General features: G+C 72.3%; 19 protein-coding genes. 7 read left to right on the top strand and 12 right to left on the bottom strand.

Translation table 11 applies throughout. From position 1 onward, the window contains the following. Genes ABD401_RS09385 through ABD401_RS09375 form a run of 3 tightly spaced genes read left to right on the top strand, consistent with a single transcriptional unit; the run spans position 1 to position 2,553 of the window. Positions 1-978, top strand: a complete 978-nt coding sequence (locus ABD401_RS09385) for an acyl-CoA dehydrogenase family protein (RefSeq protein WP_344603942.1) — start codon at positions 1-3, stop codon at positions 976-978. A gap of 58 nt (positions 979-1,036) precedes the next feature. After that, a complete protein-coding gene (locus tag ABD401_RS09380) occupies positions 1,037-1,804 on the top strand; it encodes an SDR family NAD(P)-dependent oxidoreductase (RefSeq protein WP_344603940.1) in 768 nt (255 codons plus the stop codon). Next, positions 1,804-2,553 (top strand): cytochrome c oxidase assembly protein, encoded by a 750-nt coding sequence (locus ABD401_RS09375; RefSeq protein WP_344603938.1) that lies wholly within the window; start codon positions 1,804-1,806, stop codon positions 2,551-2,553. Before ABD401_RS09380 ends, ABD401_RS09375 begins: the two co-directional genes overlap by 1 nt. Before the next feature lie 4 nt (positions 2,554-2,557). On the opposite strand, the gene ABD401_RS09370 is transcribed toward ABD401_RS09375, so the two are convergent. The 4 genes from ABD401_RS09370 to ABD401_RS09355 form a co-directional block, all read right to left on the bottom strand. Next, positions 2,558-3,733, bottom strand: coding sequence for an amidohydrolase family protein (locus ABD401_RS09370; RefSeq protein ID WP_344603936.1), 1,176 nt, complete (start codon positions 3,731-3,733; stop codon positions 2,558-2,560). Positions 3,734-3,882: 149 nt separating this feature from the next. Beyond that, positions 3,883-4,512, bottom strand: a complete 630-nt coding sequence (locus ABD401_RS09365; RefSeq protein ID WP_344603934.1) for an HAD family hydrolase — start codon at positions 4,510-4,512, stop codon at positions 3,883-3,885. After that, positions 4,509-5,693, bottom strand: a complete 1,185-nt coding sequence (locus ABD401_RS09360) for an amidohydrolase family protein (RefSeq protein ID WP_344603932.1) — start codon at positions 5,691-5,693, stop codon at positions 4,509-4,511. Before ABD401_RS09360 ends, ABD401_RS09365 begins: the two co-directional genes overlap by 4 nt. Before the next feature lie 41 nt (positions 5,694-5,734). Continuing rightward, positions 5,735-6,661: a ferredoxin--NADP reductase domain-containing protein gene (locus tag ABD401_RS09355; RefSeq protein WP_344603930.1), complete on the bottom strand. Its 927-nt coding sequence runs from the start codon at positions 6,659-6,661 to the stop codon at positions 5,735-5,737. A gap of 41 nt (positions 6,662-6,702) precedes the next feature. On the opposite strand from ABD401_RS09355, the gene ABD401_RS09350 reads away from it, so the two are divergent. Next, complete coding sequence (locus tag ABD401_RS09350; RefSeq protein WP_344603928.1) at positions 6,703-8,187, top strand: aldehyde dehydrogenase family protein; 1,485 nt, start codon at positions 6,703-6,705, stop codon at positions 8,185-8,187. A gap of 184 nt (positions 8,188-8,371) precedes the next feature. Here the strand turns inward: ABD401_RS09350 and ABD401_RS09345 are convergent, their stop codons facing one another. Genes ABD401_RS09345 through ABD401_RS09315 form a run of 7 tightly spaced genes read right to left on the bottom strand, consistent with a single transcriptional unit; the run spans position 8,372 to position 16,260 of the window. Beyond that, positions 8,372-9,463 carry an acyl-CoA dehydrogenase family protein gene (locus ABD401_RS09345; protein ID WP_344603926.1) on the bottom strand — a complete coding sequence of 364 codons (1,092 nt, stop codon included), beginning with the start codon at positions 9,461-9,463 and terminating at the stop codon, positions 8,372-8,374. Beyond that, positions 9,454-10,854, bottom strand: a complete 1,401-nt coding sequence (locus tag ABD401_RS09340; protein WP_344603924.1) for an NAD-dependent epimerase/dehydratase family protein — start codon at positions 10,852-10,854, stop codon at positions 9,454-9,456. Before ABD401_RS09340 ends, ABD401_RS09345 begins: the two co-directional genes overlap by 10 nt. Further along, positions 10,851-12,008, bottom strand: coding sequence for an ABC transporter substrate-binding protein (locus ABD401_RS09335; RefSeq protein ID WP_344603922.1), 1,158 nt, complete (start codon positions 12,006-12,008; stop codon positions 10,851-10,853). Before ABD401_RS09335 ends, ABD401_RS09340 begins: the two co-directional genes overlap by 4 nt. Next, positions 12,005-12,889 carry an SDR family oxidoreductase gene (locus ABD401_RS09330; RefSeq protein WP_344603920.1) on the bottom strand — a complete coding sequence of 295 codons (885 nt, stop codon included), beginning with the start codon at positions 12,887-12,889 and terminating at the stop codon, positions 12,005-12,007. The genes ABD401_RS09335 and ABD401_RS09330 overlap by 4 nt, the downstream gene beginning before the upstream one ends. Further along, positions 12,886-14,172, bottom strand: a complete 1,287-nt coding sequence (locus ABD401_RS09325; protein ID WP_344603918.1) for a cytochrome P450 — start codon at positions 14,170-14,172, stop codon at positions 12,886-12,888. The genes ABD401_RS09330 and ABD401_RS09325 overlap by 4 nt, the downstream gene beginning before the upstream one ends. Then, positions 14,173-15,153, bottom strand: a complete 981-nt coding sequence (locus ABD401_RS09320) for a hypothetical protein (RefSeq protein ID WP_344603916.1) — start codon at positions 15,151-15,153, stop codon at positions 14,173-14,175. It abuts the gene before it with no gap. Next, positions 15,154-16,260, bottom strand: a complete 1,107-nt coding sequence (locus tag ABD401_RS09315) for an NAD(P)H-dependent amine dehydrogenase family protein (protein WP_344603914.1) — start codon at positions 16,258-16,260, stop codon at positions 15,154-15,156. Positions 16,261-16,402: 142 nt separating this feature from the next. Between ABD401_RS09315 and ABD401_RS09310 the strand changes: the two genes are divergently transcribed. After that, positions 16,403-17,839, top strand: coding sequence for an ABC transporter substrate-binding protein (locus tag ABD401_RS09310; RefSeq protein WP_344603912.1), 1,437 nt, complete (start codon positions 16,403-16,405; stop codon positions 17,837-17,839). Positions 17,840-17,878: 39 nt separating this feature from the next. Continuing rightward, positions 17,879-18,727 (top strand): mycofactocin-coupled SDR family oxidoreductase, encoded by an 849-nt coding sequence (locus tag ABD401_RS09305; RefSeq protein ID WP_344603910.1) that lies wholly within the window; start codon positions 17,879-17,881, stop codon positions 18,725-18,727. Between the two features lie 14 nt (positions 18,728-18,741). Here the strand turns inward: ABD401_RS09305 and ABD401_RS09300 are convergent, their stop codons facing one another. Then, complete coding sequence (locus ABD401_RS09300; RefSeq protein WP_344603908.1) at positions 18,742-19,332, bottom strand: TetR/AcrR family transcriptional regulator; 591 nt, start codon at positions 19,330-19,332, stop codon at positions 18,742-18,744. Between the two features lie 90 nt (positions 19,333-19,422). On the opposite strand from ABD401_RS09300, the gene ABD401_RS09295 reads away from it, so the two are divergent. Continuing rightward, on the top strand, positions 19,423-20,388 hold the full coding sequence (locus tag ABD401_RS09295) for a hypothetical protein (RefSeq protein ID WP_344603906.1): 966 nt from the start codon (positions 19,423-19,425) through the stop codon (positions 20,386-20,388). Positions 20,389-20,437 lie beyond the last annotated feature (49 nt).

Below are 20,437 nucleotides of genomic sequence, written 5' to 3'. Positions count from 1 at the left end.
ATGCCTCTCGACCTCGTCCCCGACGACGTGCAGCGCGCGATCGTCGACGCCGCCGTCGACCTGCTCGACCCGGCGGCGGGCGCCGCGGCCCTGCGGTCCCGGGGGGACGGCCCAGTCCGCGACGCCGGGGTGTGGGAGAAGGCCGCTGACCAGGGGTGGTTCGGCCTCGCCCTTCCCGAGGACGCGGGCGGCCTCGGTCTCGGCGCCGGAGAGCTCGCCCTTCTCCACCGCGAGCTCGGCCGCACCCTGACCGCGGGGCCCTACCTCGGGACCACGGTCGCCGCGACCCTGTTCCCGTCCCCCGAGCTGATCGGCGGCCGGCCGGTCGGCGTCCTGATTGCTGACGGTCCGTCAGAGGTCGGGCCCCGCGTCACCGGGACCTTCCGCACCGACGACCGCGAGGACGCCGCCGCCTGGCTCGCCCTCTCCCCCACCGGAGCGGCGTTCGTCGAGACGGCGGTGACGGTCGAGCCGACGCCGGACTCGATGGACCCCGGCGCCCGCCCGGCCCGGGTCGTCGTCGACACCGCGGCCCGGTACGCCGAGGGCCCGGAGGCCTGGACGCTCGCGACCGTCCTCGTCGCCGCCCACCTCGCCGGTCTCGCCCAGGGCTCGGTGGCGGCCAGCGTCGCCCACACCGCGGTCCGCGAGCAGTTCGGCCGCCCGATCGGGTCGTTCCAGATGGTCCAGCAACGCTGCGCCGACATGGCCACCCGCGCCGACGCCGCCACCCAACTGACACTGCTCGCGGCCCTGGCGCGCGAGCCGCAGCTCGCCGCGAGCGCGCTGCTGGTCGCGAGCGACGCGGCGGTGACGAACGCCCGCGACGACATCCAGAACCACGGCGGGATGGGCTTCACCTGGGAGGTCGACGCCCACCTGCGCCTGCGGCGGGCCCACGGGCTGCGAGCCCTGTTGGGCGACGCCGCGGACGTGCGCGCCGCCGTGCTCGACGGACCCGCCGCTCGGGCCTGGTGAAACACCCCCGCAGCGCCTACGATTGATCTGGAACCGGCCGGTACCAGATGGAGGTCAGATGGCTCAGCCGATCGCTCTTGTGACGGGCGGCGCCAGCGGGATCGGCCTCGCGGCCACGCGCCGGCTCGTCCAGCGCGGGTACCGGGTCGCGGTGCTCGACGTCGCCAAGCAGAACCTCGACGCGGTCGTCGAGGAGTTCGGCCACGCCGTGATGCCGTACAACACCGATGTCGGCGACCGCGCGGCCCTCGCCGAGACGGTGCGTCAGATCGAGGCGGTCGGGCCGATCGAGCACGTCCTCGGCAGCGCCGGCATCGCGCGCGTCGGTCCCACGCTCGAGGTCTCCCAGGCCGACGTCGAACTCATGGTGCGGGTGAACTTCTTCGGCGTCGTGAACCTCGTCGACACCGTGTTCCCCCTGATGCTCGCGCGCGGCCGGGGAGAGTTCGCCATCCTCGCCTCCGCGACCGGCCTCGTCCCGCCGAAGAAGATGGCCGCCTACGGCGCGACGAAAGCCGCCGTCATCAACTACCTCGTCAGCCTGCACCACGAGCACGGCAACGAGGGCGTGACGATCGGCATCGTCTGCCCCGCCGCGGTCGCGACGCCGATGGCGAATGACTTCTTCGCCGACCCCAGGAAGCGCAAGCGCTCGATGGCCACGACGCCGGAGAAGATCGTCGCCGCGATCGAGAAGGGCCTCGCGCACAAGAAGCTGATGATCGTCCCCGGCGCCGTCGCGAAGGGCGGCGCGATCGCCGAGCGGATCAGTCCGGCCATCATGCGCAAGGTCCAGAACACCCGACTCGCCGACCTCGTGGACTGATGGCCTGCTGCCTGCTCGTAGCGATGATGATCGCCCGGCTGCGGCGGGCGCTCGGGCTGGGCGACGGCGCGCGGTCGCGCGGGCCGAGTCTCGGCCTGCTGCTCGGCGTCGCCGTCGTGGAGCTCGGGACGGCCTGGGCGATCGCGCGGGGTCTCACCGCTCCGGGAACGGGTCATCAGCACGGCGGGTCCGGTTCGCACCTCGTGCTGATGACGCAACTTGTCGCGCTCGGGGTCCTGGTGCCGTTGGTGCTCGCATTGCTGCTGCCGGCGAGCGACCCCCAGCCGCGCCCCGGCGCCCGGCGGCAGCTGTTCGCGGCTGCCGTCGCCGCCCCCACGGTCATGTGGCTCTGGCACCTGCCCGACGTGCACGGCGCGGTCGAGGAGGCGACCGGGGAGATCGTGCGCGCGATCAGTGTCCTCGTGACCGGCTACGTGTTCTGGCGGTGCGTCCTCGGGACCGGGCACCGCGTCGCCCCGCCGGCCGCGCGGCAGATCGCGCTCGTCCTCGCCGGCCAGGCGAACGCGCTGCTCGGCCTCGCGCTGCTGCTCACCACGGACCCCATGCACGGCGGCACGGACGGGTTCGGCGGGCTCTCCGTCGTCGCCGACCAGCGCCTCGCCGGCCTGCTGATGCTCGTCGTCGACCTCGGCGTGATGATCCCGCTGCTGGCCCGCCTCGACGCCGCGCGCCGCGCGAATCCCGCTCCCCCGGTCCAGCTCCGGATGCCGCCCGCGGTCCAGCCCTGAGGCGCTACGCCCAGGGCCGCCAGCCGAGCAGCTCGCAGGCGTTGAGCTCGACGATCCGGTGGGCCTCGTCGTCGGGGACGTCGATCAGCGCCTCGGCCAGGTGCTTGCGCGAGTGCGGCCACAGGCTGTCCGAGTGCGGGTAGTCGCTCTCGTAGAGCAGACGGTCGACGCCGATGCGGTGGCGCAGGTCGATACCGGCCTGGTCGGTGATGAAGCAGCCCCACATGTTCCGGGCGAACAGCGTCGAGGGACGCGTCTCCACGTCGACGCCGGAGTACCAGCGGTGTCGCTCCCACACCTGGTCGATGCGCTCCAGCATGTACGGGATCCACCCCGTCCCGCCCTCCGCGAGGGCGACCTTGAGCCGGGGGAACTTGTGGAACGTCGGGGACAGGAGCAGGTCCGCCGTCGCCGACATGCTGTTCAGGCCCATCTGCGACACGACGACCGGTGACGGGGCGTCAGGGCTGACGTAGGGCGTCCGCTGCGAGGTGCCGAAGTGCATCATCAGCGGCATCCCGGCCTCCTCCGCGCGGGCGAAGACCGGGTCCCAGTGGTCGGTGTGGAACGACGGCAGCCCGAGCGGCGAGCAGTTCTCCGGGAACGAGATGCAGCGTGCGCCGAGGTCGATCGCGCGCAGCAGTTCGGTCACGCACGCGTCGAGATCCCACAGCGGCAGTACACAGACGGGGACGTACCGGTCGGGCGCTGCGCCGCACCACTCCTGGAGCATCCAGTCGTTCCAGGCGCGGATGCAGTCGAGCGCGAGGTCGCGGTCGTCACCCTCGAGGAAACGGGTGCCGGCGAACCGCGGGAAGCTCGGGAAGCACAGCTGGGCCCACACCCCGTCGGCGTCCATGTCCGCGAGCCGCGCGGTCGGGTCGTAGCAGCCGGGGCGCATGTCGTCGAACCGGGCGGGCTCGACGTCCCACGTCCGCGGATCCTTGCCCGCCACCGCGTTCAGCCCGATCGAGGGGTAGGTCTTCCCGGCGTAGACCCAGGTCTGCACCCGGCCGTGCGCCGTGGCGTTCAGCTGCAGCCGGACGGTGTCGACCTCCACCTCCTCCACGTGCGGGATCGCGTCCCCGTACTTCGCGGGGACGCGGGAGGTCCAGACATCCGCGGTCTCGATCGCGTGGTCGTCGACGGAGACCAGCTTCATGTGATCCTGCAGCGGCATGCGACCGCTCCTCACTGAGCCGTTTCGGCCGTCCCACCGTACCGCGAACACCGCAAATCATCTACGGTCTTTCGCCTCATCCACCCAGTGGGGGTGACACCCTTTCTGGCGCCAGAAAGGGTGTCACCCCTACGGGGACGGGTGGGGCGTCAGACGTCGAGCGGGACGCCGAACCAGGCGGAGAGCTGACGGAGCGTCGCATCCACGTCCTCGTGGAGGATCGTGCGGATCCCGAGCGCCGCGGCGCCGGCGGTGTTCACCTCGAAGTCGTCGACGAAGACGCACTGCGCGGGCTCGACGCCGAGCTGCTTGGCGGCGAGCTCGAAGATCTCCGGGTCGGGCTTGCGCATCCCGACCTCGCCGGAGACGACCACGACGTCGAAGCGGGCGAGCACCTCGGGCGGGTACTCGTTGCCCCAGCTGTTGCTGACCAGCGCGACGGGAACCCCCGCGGCGCGGAGCTGCGCGACGGCCGCGTTCATGCGCGGCTCGGGCTGGATCAGCTCGCCCATCCGGTCGAGGAAGCGCTCACCGTCGACACCGCCGAGCGCCGCGGTCAGCTGGACGTGGAAGTGCTTCAGGAACTCCTCGCGGACGAGTTCGCCGCGCTCGATCCGTTCGACCGGGTCGTCGACGTCGCGCAGCGCGCGCAGCGCCGCCCGGAAGTGCGGGTAGTCGACGCCGAGCTCGGCGCAGACCTGCTGGGCGGCGCCATACATCGACGTCGTCAGGACACCGGCGTAGTCGCACATCAGCGCGACCGGCGCCGACGGGGTCATGCCGACTCGGCCCAGGGCCGCCAGCCGAGGAGCTCGCAGGCGTTGAGCTCGACGATGCGGTGCGCCTCGTCGTCGGGGACGTCGATCAGCGCCTCGGCCAGGTGCTTGCGCGAGTGCGGCCACAGGCTGTCCGAGTGCGGGTAGTCGCTCTCGTAGGTGATGCGGTCGACGCCGATGCGGTGGCGGAAGTCGATGCCCGCCTGGTCGGAGATGAAGCAGCCCCAGACGTTGCGGGCGAACAGCGTCGAGGGACGCGTCTCCACGTCGACGCCGGAGTACCAGCGGTGCCGCTCCCAGACCTGGTCGATGCGCTCGAGCATGTACGGGATCCAGCCCGTGCCGCCCTCGGCGAAGGCGACCTTGAGCGAGGGGAACTGGTGGAACGTTCGCGACAGCAGGAGATCCGCCATCGCCGACATGCTGTTCAGGCCCATCTGAGCGATCGTCACGGGCGTGGGTGCGTCCGGGCTGACGAACGGCGTCCGGCCCGAGGTGCCGAAGTGCATCATCAGCGGCGTCCCGGCCTCCTGGGCGAGGGCGAACAGCGGGTCCCAGTGGTCGGTGTGGAACGACGGGAGGCCGAGCGGCGAGCAGTTCTCCGGGAACGAGATGCAGCGCGCGCCGAGCTCGATCGCACGGCGGAGTTCGGTCACGCAGGCCTGCACGTCCCACAGCGGCAGGACGCAGACCGGCACGTAGCGGTCCGGCGCCGCGCCGCACCACTCCTGGAGCATCCAGTCGTTCCAGGCGCGGATGCAGTCGAGCGCGAGGTCGCGGTCGTTCCCCTCGAGGAAACGGGTGCCGGCGAAGCGCGCGAAGCTCGGGAAGCAGAGCTGGGCCCAGACGCCGTCGGCGTCCATGTCCGCGAGCCGGGCGACCGGGTCGTAGCAGCCGGGGCGCATGTCGTCGTAGCGGGCGGGCTCGACGTCCCACGTGCGCGGATCCTTGCCGGCGACGGCGTTGAGGCCGATCTGCGGGTACTGCTTGCCGGCGTACACCCACGTCTGCACCCGGCCGTGCGCCGTGGCGCCGAGCTGCAGCCGGGCCGCGTCGACCTCGACCTCCTCGACGTGCGGGATCGCGTCGCCGTACTTCGCCGGGACCCGCGAGGTCCAGACGTCGGCGGTCTCGATCGCGTGGTCGTCGACCGACACGAGCTTCATCCAGTCCTGCAGCGGCATGGACAACAGTGTAAATGATTCACGCAGTTTGTGCAGGGCCCTCAGTCGTCGTCGGCGTCCGCGAGCAGGGCGTCGTAGTCGGCCAGCGGCCGCGTCCCCTCCCCCGCGAACCGGGCGAGCAGCGTCTTTACCTCGGCGATCGGGTCCCAGGACCCGAGGCCGGTGCCCAGGTCCGGGAGTCCGGCGGCCGGGACGGGGTCGGCGCCGAGGACGGCGTCGGCGACGGCCGCGGCGTCCTCGCGGTGCGACCCGCCGGCGACCGGGTCGCGACCCGCCCAACCCGCGCGCAGGACGTCGGCGGGCAGGGCGTCGCCGGCCCCGGGGTCATGGGGACGCAGGACCAGTTGTGCGCGCTGGTCGCGGATGTGCAGGCGGCCGTCGGGGCCGCGCTCGGCGACGCGCACCGCGCGGGCCCGGTTGCGCCCGACGATGCCGACGAGCTCGACGCCGGCGAGCAGCTCGACCCGCGGAACCTCGGCGAGCAGGTCCGACACGTCGGCCGCGGTGGGTTCGAGGGCCACGGCGGTGTCGACGACGGGATCGATCGCCGGCGTGTACGTGTCCGCGCTCCCCGCGCGGGCAGCGCGCAGATAGGTGAGCGTCCCGACGCCGACCGCGTCCGCGCCGGGGATCGCCAGCGGCCGGTCGGCCGGGGCGCCGGTGGCGGCGACGACCGCGGTGCAGCGGTCACACAACTCGTTCCAGGAGAGATCGGTTCCGACCGAGACGTTTCCGCGGAAGCGCACCCGCGGGTCGGCGAGGACGGCGGCGAGCCGGTGCGCGACGCCGCGGAGCACCGCGGGCCCGGGAGCCGGGCCGTGGCGGAGCATCGCGTCCGGACGGGGCGAGCGCTCGAGCCATGCGACGGCGAGCGAGGAGGTCGACCGGGCCAGCAGGGCCTCGACGACGGCCAGCCCCGCGGGGCCCGCACCGACCACCGCGACGAGACGTTCCGCGGATGCCGGCACGGGTTAGAGTGTAAATGATTAGCGGACTTCGAGGAGGACCGATGGCGGCTGCGGCCCCGGACCTGCGCGTTTTCGACGGCCTGTACGTCGACGGACGCTGGGTGCCCACCGCGAACAGCGAACCGGTGCTGAACCCCGCGACGGAGGCCGCGATCGCGACGGCGCCGGTCGGCGGGACGGCCGAGACCGACCTCGCCCTCGCCGCCGCCCGCCGCGCCTTCGACACCGGCCCGTGGCCGCAGCTGACGCCCCGTCAGCGAGGCGCGGCGCTGGAGCGTCTGCTCGGCGTCTTCACCGACTGGGCCGACGCGATCGCCGACGTCGTCATCGACGAGGTCGGCACCTCAGCCATGACCGCGCGGCGCGCACAGGTGGACACTCCCCTGCGCCACCTCGAGTGGTTCGTCGAGCACCTGCACGGCTGGCGGCCGGAGACCCCGCTGCCGGCGACGACCATCACCGGCCGGCACGGCCGCGTCCTCGGGTCGGGCGTCCTGCGACGCGAGCCGATCGGTGTCGTCTCGGCGATCACGCCGTTCAACGCGCCGTTCTTCCTCAACGTCATGAAGCTGGCGCCGGCGCTGGCCGCGGGCTGCACGCTGGTGCTCAAGCCGTCGCCCTACACGCCGCTGGAGGCGTTGCTCATCGCGAAGGCCGCCGAGGAGGCCGAGCTCCCGCCGGGCGTGCTGAACGTCGTCACCGGCGGGCTGGAGGTCGCGCAGCAGCTGACGACCGACCCCCGCGTCGACGCCGTCACGTTCACGGGTTCCGACGCCGTCGGCGAGCAGATCCTCGTCCAGGCCGCGCCGACGATGAAGCGCGTGCTCCTCGAGCTCGGTGGCAAGTCCGCGATGATCGTGCTGCCGGAGGCCGACCTCGCGCAGGCCGTCGCCGGCGGCGTCGCGCAGGCCGCGACGTTCTCCGGCCAGGGCTGCGCACTGTGGACCCGTCACCTCGTCCACCGCAGCCGTTTCGACGAGTACGTCGGCATGCTCGCCGGCGGGCTCGACAAGGTGACGGTCGGCGACCCCCGCGACCCGTCGACCGTGATGGGCCCGCTGATCCGCGAGTCGCAGCGCGCGCGGGTCGAGTCCTACGTCGAGCTCGCCCGCTCCGGCGGTGGTGAGGTCGTCGCCGGCGGCACCCGTCCGGAGGGCCTCGACCGCGGCTTCTACTACCGCCCGACGCTCGTCACCGGGCTCGACAACTCCAGCCCCGTCGCCCAGGACGAGATCTTCGGCCCGGTGCTGGTCGCGATCCCGTTCGACACCGACGACGAGGCCGTCGCCATCGCGAACGACTCGAAGTACGGCCTGTCCGGCGCGGTCTTCGGCGACCCCGCCCGCGCGTACGACCTCGCCTGCCGCCTCCGCACCGGCAACGTCTCCATCAACGGCGGGACCGGCGGCATGAGCCCCTGGGCCCCCTTCGGCGGCTGGCGCCGCAGCGGCCTCGGCCGCGAGCTCGGCGAAGGCGCCCTCGACGAGTTCACCGAGCTCAAGACCGTCCAGTGGCACGCCGGCTGACTCCCCCACGCGCTCAGCAAGGGGTGGCACCCCTTAGTCAATGCACTAAGGGGTGACACCCCTCGTTCGACGGCGGCCTGTGGAAAAGAAAGGGTGACACCCCTTACTGCGCAGTAAGGGGTGTCACCCTTTCTTGACAGCGGCGGCGGGACGGCGAAACCGAGGGGCCCTCAACGGGGGGACCTCAGCGGCGGGGGAGGCCGAGGACGCGGTCGGCGAGGAGGTCCCTGACGATCTCGGTGGTCCCGGCGGCGATGGTGGCGGCGCGGCCGTAGAGGTACTCCCCCGAGGCGGGGTTCGCGAGCAGACCGTCGGGGCCGGAGAGGTCCTGGACGGTCTCGGTCATCCGCTGCCGGGCGACGCTCCACGCCAGCTTCACGACCGACTGGGCGGGACCGGGCTGCTCGGCGAGCAGGGCCCGCTCCCCCATCAGCCCGGCGACGCGGGCCTCGGCGAGGCGGCGGCCGACGAGGTCGCGCTCGATCGCGTCGAGCGGGCGGCCCAGTGCGGCCAGCGCGCGGCGCAGGTCCGCCTCGACGGCCTGGGCGAGTGCGACCTGGCCCGAGCGTTCGTGGGCGAGCGTCGTCATCGTGACGCGCCACCCGTCGTTCTCGGCGCCGAGCAGCGCCGACGCCGGGACGCGGACGCCGTCGAAGAACACCTCCGCGAACTCGGTCGCGCCGTTGGCCTGCCGCAGCGGACGAGCCGTGACGCCCCGGGCGTCCATCGGCACCAGCAGCGCCGAGATCCCCTTGTGCGCCGGGGCGTCCGGGTCGGTGCGGACCAGCAGCTGGCAGTGCGTCGCCTCGACGCCCTGCGAGGTCCACACTTTCTGACCGTCGATCACGTACTCGTCGCCGTCGCGGCGGGCACGCGTGCGCAGCGAGGCGAGGTCGCTCCCCGCCTCCGGCTCGCTGAAGCCCTGGCACCAGATCTCGGTCGCGTCGAGGATCGCGGGCAGGTGCGCGACCTGTTCCGGCGTCCCGAACGCCATCAGCGCCGGCGCGACGTTGTTGATGCCCAGCACGCCCGCGACCATCGGCGCCCCCGCCCGCGCGAGGACTGCCTCGACCGCGACCCGTTCCGCCGCCCCGAGACCGCGACCCCCGTGCTCGACCGGCCACCCCGGCGCCGCCCAGCCGTGGGCGTGCAGCCGCCGCTGCCAGGCGACCCGCGAGGCCCAGTCGTCGGCCGGATGTTCGCGCCGGTGCGCGGGGAGTTCCTGCGCCACCAGCGCGGCGAAGTCCGCGACGGCGGCGGTACCGCTCACTGCCACGCCGTCGGACCCGTCCGCACCGCGGCGACGAGCTCCCCCAGCGAGGCCGTCCACGGCTCGCGGTCCACCGCACCCGCGAGCGCCGGTACCGCGCGCTCCAAAGCCTCGGCCACCGCGCGGAGCTGCGGCAGCGCCGCGGGTTCGTCGGTCGCCAGCGCGACGAGGTCGACGAGCAGGTCCCCGAGCTGGTGCACCCGGCCCACCGCGACCTGCGGGTCGTCGGTCCCCGGCCGCGGCCCGAGCAGCAACGCGGCCTCGCGCTGCGCCCACACCGCGACGAGTCGCCGGTCATGACTCCGCCGCTGCGCCCAACCCCCGCCCCCGCGGGCGAGCAGGTCGTCGCGGAACGGCGAGGGCGGCAGGACGTCGGAGACCGTCCGGACCACCGCCGGCGCGAGGTTCGCCGCGGAGCCCGGCGCGCCACCCACCGGCGGCAGCACCGGGGCGTCACGGCGCCGGACCGACCTCGTCCCGAGGACGTTGACGCCCGCGATCGCCCGCCGGGTGTCGCGCAGCGCGTCCTCCATCGACCAGGTCGTCCGGAACCCCCACTGCTCGCGCAGCGCGGTGGTGTCGGCGACCGGGAACTCCTGAAGCATGTCGAGCGCGACGCTGTCGACGTCGCTGAGCCCGAGCCGGAACATCACGTCCATGCTGCGGCCGAGCATCCCGGCGGGGAACCGCACCACGCGCCGCCCGAGGATCTCGCCGACGCGCTCGAGGCTCACGGTCCCGGAGTCGGCGAGGTTGACCAGACCGGTGCGCTCCCCCGTCGTCACCGCGTAGAGGAAGCGCATCACGTCGTCCTGGTGGACGAACTGGAACGGGTTCTCCTCGCCGCGGACGCCGACGAGCACAGGCGTCGCGAGGACCGCGACCGACATCGAGGACACGCTGCGGCCGATCACGATGTTCGGCCGGACCATCGCCAACGGGACGCCACTGGCGAGCAGCTCGTCCTCGACGACCATCTTGTGGTGGGCGTACTGCAGTTCCGGGTCCGGCCGGCGTTCGTCGTCCTCGCGGTACGGCCCGTGACCCGGCGTCACGCCGTAGGCGGTGACCGACGAGGAGAAGATCAGCTTCTCGGTCCCGTGCCGTCGCGCCGCCGCGATGACGTTGCGGGTGCCGCCGAGGTTGATGCGCTCCGCCGCTTCCCGGTCCTTGGCCACGCCCATGAACCAGGCGAGGTGCACGACCCGGTCGACCTTGGCCACCGCGGCGTCGACGGCGTCCGCGTCCTGGATGTCGCCGGTGACGAACTCGGCGCCCGCCGGGAAGTCGGCCGGCCGGCGCCGAGCCATGCCGAGCACCTCGACTCCCCCGGCGACCAGCGCCTCGCACAGCGGCGCTCCGAACGCGCCGCTCGCCCCGGTGACGAGGACCCTCATGACGGCTGGTCCCACCCCGAGACCGGCGCCGTGCCCTCCAGAACGCTGCGTCCGTCAACGGACCGACGGAGGATCAGGAAATCGGGACCCTTGAGCCCGCGGTGGTCCTCGGGCCCGAAGGTGATCGACGTCCCCGGGCCACCGGTGCACGCCGGCAGGCGACGGATCGTCTCGAGACCGTCGCGCAGGCCCCACGGACTCGCGGTCCGCATCCGGCCGAGACCGACGGCGAAGCAGTGCCCGATGTCGTAGCCGCACGTGCCGCCGCTGTTCGCCGGCCGGTAGCCGTACCGCGCCTCGAACCGGTCGAGCACCGCGGCGTAGACGGTGTTGTCCTCGGAGTACTGATCGACGCCGACCCAGCCCTCGATGCGCCGGGCCCGCTCCTCGCTGTACCCGGCGGACACGTACGCGGTGGTCTGGATCCGCGGCGGGTCCCAGCCGATCTTCTCCAGCGCCGGGCGGACGGTCTGGTTGACGCCGCCGAGGCCGAGGTACACGAGCGCGTCGGGGTCGGCGGCGCGGCACTCCTCCAGCACCGTCGCCAGTTCCTCGACGTGGATCGACGGGTACACCGGCGGCTCGGCGACGACGGCGATGCCGTACTGCGCGATCGCGCGGCGGAAGTGCTCGGCGTACTCCTCGCCGATCTGCGTCCGCTCGCGCAGGACCGCGACGCGGCGGTGGCCGTGCTGCGCGAGCCACGGCGCCATCACGTACGGCTCGTCGGCCAGGCCGCCGTTGGCGACCGCGAACGCGAACGGCCCGCGCCAGTGCAGCGTCCCGCAGATCGAGATCGTCGGCAGCCGCAGTTCCTCGGTGAGGTCGAGGACCGAGAGCGAGTTGTCGGTCGTGAACGGGCCGATGACGCCGAGGACGTCCTGCTCGGCGAGCTCGCGGTAGACGCGGCGCAGGGCGTGGGAATTCGTCCACGGCTGGCCGTACACCTCGCGCACGACGAGCTCGACCGGTCGTTCGACGATGCCGCGCGCGTGCGCCTCGTCGAGGGCGAACTGGGCCATGTCCGGGAACGCGTCGGACAGACCCGGGTGCTCGGGCAGGTCGACGATCACGCCGAGCCGGTAGGGCTCGATCGGCCGACCGTGGTAGAGCCGCTGCGGGGGCGTGCCGGGCAGGGGCGGACGTTCGCTCACGAGCGGTCCTTCGCGTCGGGCGGCGGCGGGAACTGCTCCCGCACCGGGAGGAAGTCGGGCATGCGCAGGCCGCGGCGCAACCAGTTGCCGCCGTCGAGCACGAGCGTGTGGCCCGTCAGGTACGCCGCGTACGGCGAGCAGAGAAACGTCGCCGCCCAGCCGAGTTCGTGCGGCGAGCCGACCCGTCCCGCAGGCACGGTGCGCGCGAGCGAGGCCAGGCCCTCCGGGGTGTCCGCCCGCATCTGCGGCGGGACGTCCTCGTGCGGGAACAGGCCCGGCGCGAGGCCGTTGACGCGGATCCCGTCCGGCGCCCACTCGACCGCCAGAGACTGCGTCAGATTCACGACGCCCGCCTTGGCCGCCGCCGAGTGCGCGGTGCCGGGACCGCCGGTCCAGGCGTAGGTGGCGGCGATGTTCAACACCGCACCGGGCCGGCCGCCGGCGCGCGCACGACGCGCGAACTCCGTGCTGGCGAAGAACGTCCCGTCGAGCACGATGTCGGTGACGGCCCGCCAGCCGCGCGGGCTGATGTCCTCCGCCGGCTGCGGGAAGTTCCCGGCCGCGTTGTTCACCAGCACGTCGACGGGTCCGAGCGCGGCCTCGACCTCGTCGAACGCGACGGCGATCGCCTCGGGGTCGCGAACGTCGACGGCGAACGCGCCCGCCTTGGCCCCGACCACCTCGATCGCCGCGACGCCCTTCGCGTGGTGCTCGGGCTTGCGGGAGAGCACCGCGACCGCGGCGCCGAGCCGCGCGAACTCGACCGCGATCGCCTTGCCCAGCCCGGTGCCGCCCCCGGTGACGGCGACGACCTGCCCGGCGAACGTCCCCGCCGGGAGCATCGCGGTCCCCAGCGGCGGGGGCACCGGCAGGCCGCTCATGACGCCTCGAAGATCACCGGCAGCGTGCGCGGCGAGCGGAAGCCGAGGCCGAGCGCCTCGGGCCGCGGGACGTCGGGGTCGAGCCGCAGTCCCGGCAGGCGGCGCAGCAGCGTCGTCAGCGCGACGCGCGACTCGGCGCGGGCCAGGTGCACGCCGAGGCAGTGGTGCGGGCCGGCGGCGAACGCCAGGTGCTGCGCGGACGGGCGCGTGATGTCGAAGCGGTCGGGGTCGGGCCAGACCGCGGGATCCCGGTTCGCGCCGCTCATGTTGCACTCGACGATCGCACCCGCGGGGATCGGCACCCCTGCGACCTCGGTCTCCTGCGTCGTGATCCGGTTGACCGACGTCAGCGGCGGCTCCCACCGCAGCGCCTCCTCGATCGCGCGCTCGGCGACCTCCGTCGACCCGGCCGCGACGTCGGCGCGGACCATCTCCAACTGCTCGGGGTGTGAGAGCAGGCCGAGCAGCAGGCTGCCGGTCGATCGCGCCGTGGTCTCGGCTCCGGCCGGCAGCAGGATCCGGCAGAAGTTGACGATCTCCTGATTGGTCAGGCGCTGGCCCTCGATCTCGGCCTCGATCAGCAGACTGATCAGGTCGTCGCCCGGGGCCGCGCGGCGCTCGGAGATCGCGGCGTCGAGGTAGGTCTGCAGCGCGGCGGAGGCAGCCAGCGCCGTCCGCGGGTCGAAGAAGATCGTGATCGTGTCCGCCGCCCACGACGTGAACTTCGGGACGTCCGCGCGCGGCAGGCCGAGCATCTCCGCGACGACGTAGACCGGAAACAGCAGCGTGAACTCACCGATCAGGTCGGCGCGGCCGCGCCCGGCGAACCGGTCGATGAGCCCCTCGACGATCGGGACGACCGCGTCGCGCTCCCACCGGTCGAGCACCGACTTGCGAAAGGCGGACGCGATGGTGTTGCGGTACTTGCGGTGCTGCTCGCCGTCCATGCCGAGCAACGTCTCGCCCCACACCTGCGCGATGGTCTCGTTGTGGATCGAGGACGAGAACACCTCGGTGTCCATGAAACCGCGCTTGGTCTCGCCGTGGCCGATCAGCGCGAACACCGGACGCTCGGAGAAGACCGACATCGCTTTGCGGTAGTCCTCGAAGCCGACGAGCGTCGACTGGCTGTGCGGCTGGACCGGGCAGCGCGCGCGGGCCTCGGCGATCGGCCGGTGGAACTCGGCCACCTGCGCCCGCGGCGAGGCCTCCTCCGCCTTCGCGAGGTGCTCGCTGTACGCGCGGTCGTCCGCCTCACGGATCCAGGTGCGCAGGTCGGTCATCTAGGAACGCCCGTCGTTGAAGGCGTCGAGGAAGCCCGCCGCACAGACGACCTTGCGCGTCTCGCCCTTGCGGGTGGTCGTGCCGTCGCACGGCCGGTACGTCGGGTCCTTCGCGTAGTACGGCATGGTGCCGTCGGGTGAGGCAACCCAGTCCCACTCCTCACCGTCGATCAAGTACTCGACCTTCCGCGGGAACTCGTCGTCGCCGAAGGTGATCTTCGACGTGACGTCGGTGGTGAGCTTGAACGGCCCGTCCTGATTGAGCATCACGGCGAAGCCCCAGTCCTTGCCGCCGTGACAGATCTGGCCGACCTCGATGGTGCCGTCGTCGTACTCGGTCGTCATCGTGTGCCAGGCGATCTCGAGCTCGTTGAAGTACGGCGCGGTGCGCCAGATCGTGCCCGGCCGCAGGTGCTGCTGGTCGAAGCCGAAGAAACCCTCGACGGCCTCGCCGAGGATGTGCCCGCTCGCGCGGATCATGTACGAGCAGTAGAGGTTCCCGCCGTCGCGCATCGGGTCGTACATCTGGACCCCGGCGTTGCCGACGATGAAGCCTTCCAGGTGGAGGATGTCACCCTCGTCCCACACCACCTTGTACTGCGCCCGATCCTTCGTCACCTCGAGCAGGAACGGCTCCCCCGGCGAGCGAGCCATGCCCACGTGCATCCGGAAGTGGTCGTCGTCCGCACTGAAGCGCACCGACCCGCCGCGGAAGGCGTCGGGCTGTCGCGGGGACGTCTGCAGCGCCGTCCCGTCACTGACGTTGAGCACGAGTCCGTAGGACAGTTCGCTCGCGACCTTGCGCAGCAGCGTGTGCAGCTTGCCCTCGGCGGTGCGGAACGAGCCGTACAGGTACAGGCCGTCCTGGATCAGCGGTCCGTACGTCCACGTCGGGAGCATCTCGCGGAAGTTGACCTCGATCGCGGACACCACCGTCTGGTGGTTGAAGTCGCCGCGACGCTGCGGAACCAGGGTGACCATTCAGTGCGCTCCAGTCGTTCGGGTCTCGCCGCGGCGGATGCGTTCACTCAGGCCCCAGGCGGCCGGGCGGTGCTCGCCACCGACGGTGGCGCCGCGGATGATCGGAAGATCGAGGACGGTGACGAGGCCGGGCGCCGCGGCGACGACCGCGGGCACGGCGTTGACCATGTACATCGCCGTCCCCCACAGCGCGGGGCGGGGCTGGACGCCGTCGGGGTCTTCGAGGTCGAGGTGCAGGTGGTAGCGCGGCGACCCCTCGACGTGGACGCCGTAGCCCTGCCGCACCATCCACTCCGGCGCCAGGTCGCGCCGCAGCCGGTTCACGTGCTCGATGCGGATCCGCTCGACGCCGTCGATGATTCCGCGCAGACCGAAGCGCACCGCGGCGATCGAGCCCTTCGGGATCGGCATCGCCGGGACCTCGAAGTCCTCCGGCGCCGGCGCGGTCTCGTGGAACTCGACGATGTCGTCGAGCTCCTGACCGAGTGCTTCGGCGATCAGCCGCAGCGGCGACTCCCACGTCCCGCGGATGCCGCCGGGGGTGAAGAAGCGCGCGCCGTCGGTGGTCTCGCGACCGAAGTTGAAGTAGTCGAGCTGATGCAGCGGCAGCGGGTCGTAGTCGCGGACCTCGTAGGAGGTCAGCAAGTCGATCCGCTCGCAGATCGCCGAGAGTGTGACCGGCAACGTGTGCGCCGCGAAGCCGGGGTCGATGCCGCCGTAGAACAGCGTCGATCCGCCGGCGGCGCAGGCGGCGGCGAGCGGGTCGCGCAGCTCGGCCGGAGCTGACGCCGGATGTGCGAGGCGCGCAGAGCCGAGGGTGACGACGTTGACGCCGGCGGCGAGGAACTCCGGCAGTCCCTCGACGTTGCGCGACGGTCCGCAGTGGATCAGCACGTCCGGGCGCGCGGCGAGGATCTCCGCGGTCGAGGTGGTCGCGGCCACGCCGGTCACGTCCCAGCCGAGGAAGTCGCCGGCGTCGCGGCCGGCCTTCTCCGGGTTCCAGACCCGCAGGCCGACGAGGTCGAGGTCGGGGCGTTGCAGGACGCCCCGCAGGACGAAGTGCCCCACGTCGCCGGTGCCCCACACCGCGACCCGATGCGTACCCATGCCGCGTACCGTAACCCAGAAGAGCGCAAATCATCTACAGTTTCTCTTCCGTTCGGGGTCCGCGCGGCGCTACGGTCGCACGGTGGGACATGGAGCCCGTTTCCGTTCTTCGTTCGGGGTGCGGCGGCACCCCGGTCTCCCGGTGGTGCTGGCACTGGCGCTGCTCACCGGGTGCGGCTCCCGGCTGTCCCAGGACGAACTGATCGCCCTCAACCCCGGCACCGCGTCCGTCGTCGCCCCGGACGCGCCGGCGGCGGAACCGGCGGACGTCGTCGGGGCGCCCGTCCCCGCGTCCGGGGCCGCCGCGGCCGTCGATCCGGCTGTCGCCGCCCCCACGAGTTCGGCGGCCCCGGCCGGCGGCACGGTCGGGGGCGCGGCGCCGACTCCGACACCCGGCACCGGCGGGGCGAGGACCGCGGCGGACCGGACGGCGCCGGCGGCACCGAAGACCGACAACCAGCCGATCACCATCTGCTCGGTCTCCGAGATGGGCGGCCCGGCGGGTGCGGCGATCGCGCAGGGCGTGAACGGCCTGCAGGCCTGGGTGGGTGACGTGAACAGCCGCGGCGGGGTGCACGGTCACCGCATCCGGCTGATCGTCCGGGACTCGAACTCGGACCCCAACGTGGCGCTCTCGCACGTCCGCGCGTGCGTCGAGAACGACGGCGCCGTCGCCCTGGTCGGCGGGATGGCGACACTGACCGCCGCCGGCTATCGCTCGTACCTGGAGAGCAAGCGCGTGCCGTCGATCGGCGGCGACTGCGGGACGTACGTCTACAACTCCTCCCCGGTGTTCTTCAACCAGTGCGCGGCGCCGGAGACCAGCGTCTGGGCCATCGCGCAGGAGGCGGCCAAGGCGGGGACGGCGAACAAGAAGTTCGCGTTCCTGTACTGCCAGGAGGCCTCCGCCTGCGCCAACGGCCGCCGCTGGATGGTCGACGACGGCTTCGCGAGGCGGAACGGCCTCGACCTCGCCTACGCCAAGCAGTTCAGCCTGACCCAACTCGACTTCACGAGCGAGTGCACCGCGATGAAGGCCGCCGGCGTGACCGTGGTGTCGGCGATCGTCGACCCGTCCGGTCTGCAGCGGATGGGCCAATCCTGCGCCCGGCAGGGGTTCAACCCGGTCTGGGTGCAGCTGTACGCGAGCGTGTACGCCGACACCGCGACCAAGCCCGGGCTCGGCAACATCCGGCTGCAGATGCCGACGATGCCGTTCTGCTGCCTGACCGGCAAGGACGCCCAGAACGCCGCCTTTCAGCGCTACCTGACCTCGTTCGAGCGTTACGGCGGGCTGCGCGCACCCGGGCCGGCGGTGCCGCTGGGCTGGACGTCCGGGGTGCTCTTCGAGCGGTTCCTCGACGAGGTCGCCAAGGTCTCGCCGACCGTCACCTCGGCCGCCCTGCTTCAGGCCGCGGACGGGATCAAGAAGGAGACCCTCGGTGGACTCGTGCCCGCCATCAATCTGACGGCGGGTGAGAAAACGCCGGACTCCGGCTGCTGGTTCGTCATGGAGGCCCGCAACGGCGGCCCGTTCGGAGCACCCGACGGGCTGAGACTGACCTGTCGGCCGCGGTAGCGCTGGTCGACAGAAGCGCAAATCATCTACAGTTCTGCCATGACGAATCGCTTCGCGGGAACCGTGGTCCTGATTTCCGGCGTCGCGCGGGGGCAGGGCCGCAGCCACGCCGTCCGGCTCGCCGCCGAGGGCGCGGACATCATCGGGTTCGACATCTGCTCCGACATCGCGACCAACGAGTACCCGCTGGCGACACTCGACGACCTCGAGGAGACCCGCAAGCTCATCGAGTCCCACGACCGGCGTGCAGTGTTGGTCCAGGCGGACGCCCGTGACCGGAACGCCGTGCGGGACGTCGTCGCGCAGGGCGTCGCCGACCTCGGCGGCCTCACGCACGTCGTCGCCCAGGCCGGGATCTGTCCGCTCGGCAACGAGGACCCGCAGGCGTTCGTCGACGTCGTCGACACGAACCTCGGCGGGGTGCTCAACACCGTCGGCGCCGCGATCCCCCACCTGAGGCCGGGCAGCGCGATCGTGTGCACCGGGTCGCTGGCCGGCCTGATCTCCGGCGGGACGTCGCGCAACGCCGGCGGCGGGCTCGGCTACAGCTGGTCGAAGGTGACGATCGCGAGCTACGTCCACGACCTGGCGAAGGTGCTCGCGCCGAAGAGCATCCGCGTCAACGCGGTGCACCCGACGAACACCGACACCCCGATGCTGCAGAGCCCGCCGATGTACCGCGCGTTCCGGCCGGACCTGGAGAACCCCACCGCCGACGACGCCCGCGTCGCCTTCCCGGCCCTGAACGCGATGCCGACCCCGTGGGTCGAACCCAACGACATCAGCGACGCCGTCCTGTTCCTGCTCTCCGAGCAGGCCCGCTGGATCACCGGCGTCCAGCTCCCCGTCGACGCCGGCGCGTACGTGAAGGCGAGCCCGCGCCCCTGACCTCTGACGATCCGTCAGGTCCGTCGCAGTTCGCCGCGGACGAGCAGGCGCAGCGCATTCGCGGCCTGTTCGTAGCGGTCGGCGTCGATGCGTGCACTCATGCGCATCTGGCCGTACACGATCGCCTGGAACATCAGCGCGACGTCGGCCCGCGGGGCCGCGAGGTCGTCGTCGGAGTCGCACATCGCGGCAAACAGGGCCGGGATCCGGGTGGCCTGCTCGACCAGGTCCGCGAGCTCGGGGTGATGCGCGAGCTCGTCGTCCAGACCGCTGACGAGGCGGGCCAGCGAGGGGTCGACGCGCATGAACTCGATACCGACGTCGATGGTCGCCTCGAAGCGGTCGAGCACCGCGGGCTCAGGCATCACGCGTCGTTCGAGCTCGGTCACGATCTCGTCGATCGCCGCCGTCACCGCGGCTCCGTAGAGACCGGCCTTGTTGCCGAAGTGGTGGTACAGCGCGGGTTTGGTGACCCCGGCCGCAGCAACGACGTCGCCGACGTTGGTTGCCGCATAGCCGAACTCGGCGAAATGGCGCCGCGCCACCCGCAGGATCTCGTCCCGCGCGGACGGCGCGTCCGCCGCGGGGCGCCCCGCTCTCGCCATGTGGACCCCTTGCCGTCGCCGAAACCACTCCCTAATATACCCGAAGGTATATTATTGACCTGACGATCCGTCATCCCGGAGGCGTTCTTCATGGGCCGGCAGAACCACCCCGTCCGTCCGAGCGGCCGTTTCGGCTTCCAGCCCGTCGGCGGGATGGTCTCCCCCGACGGCCACAGCCAGTGGGGGTCGATCCTCGGCCTGCCGATGAACATGGCCTACGCCTACGGGACGCTGCGCGCCGAGGACGGCACGTACTGGTGGCCGATCCGCGGCTCGTACGAGACCGTCAGCCGGCGGATGCACCTGTCGGAGGCGCGCGACGCGGTGGACTTCGTGTGGGCGCCGGAGGGCGAGGCGTGCGACGTCGGTCCGGTCGTGACCGAGAAGCGCGACGGCTGGACCGGCACCTGGCGCGCCGACGGCTCTCCGGTCCTCGCGACCAACGGGCCGGAGTTCCGCTGGACCGAACCGGGATTCCTCGACGTGCACGGCGAACTCGTCGGCCCCGCGATCCAGTTCTACATGCCCGACGCGAACGAGCCGCTCGTCTACACCTCGCGCCTGTTCCGTGGCAGCGGGACCATCAAGGGCCAGCCGGTGCGGGGGTTGTTCTACCACGACTCGATGCACATGCCGGCGGACCAGGACTTCATCCGCAGCGCGTACATCACCGACCTGCAGGCCGCGTGGGTCGCCTTCGCCACCGAGTTCGACGACGGCACCGTCCACGCCGGCCACCTGGTCTGGGGCACCGAGGGCTTCGACATCCTCCTAATCCACCGGACCGACGGCGAGTCTCTCGTGCTGCGGGATCTCGACGTCGCCGTGCGGATCTCCGGCGACTACCCCGTCGAGGTCCGGTACTCCGGCGGCGGCGAGACCTGGATCTGGACCGCCCACCCGAAGGGCTACCGCGACCCGATCCGCGCCGACCTCCCCGAGGGCCACCGCCGAATCCAGGGCTGGGTCGTCCGCGAGGGCGAGACCCGCCGCCCCGTCCACACCGAGGCCCTGATGGAGACCTACAACGGCCGCCTCACCGACGTCCTGATGTAGCTGCATCCCCGCCCCCGCCCCGCCCCCGCCCCCGCCCCCGCCCCCGCCC

This window comes from Sporichthya brevicatena, assembly GCF_039525035.1.
Lineage (GTDB): Bacteria > Actinomycetota > Actinomycetes > Sporichthyales > Sporichthyaceae > Sporichthya > Sporichthya brevicatena.
This window is presented reverse-complemented; position numbering and strand designations above follow the sequence as displayed.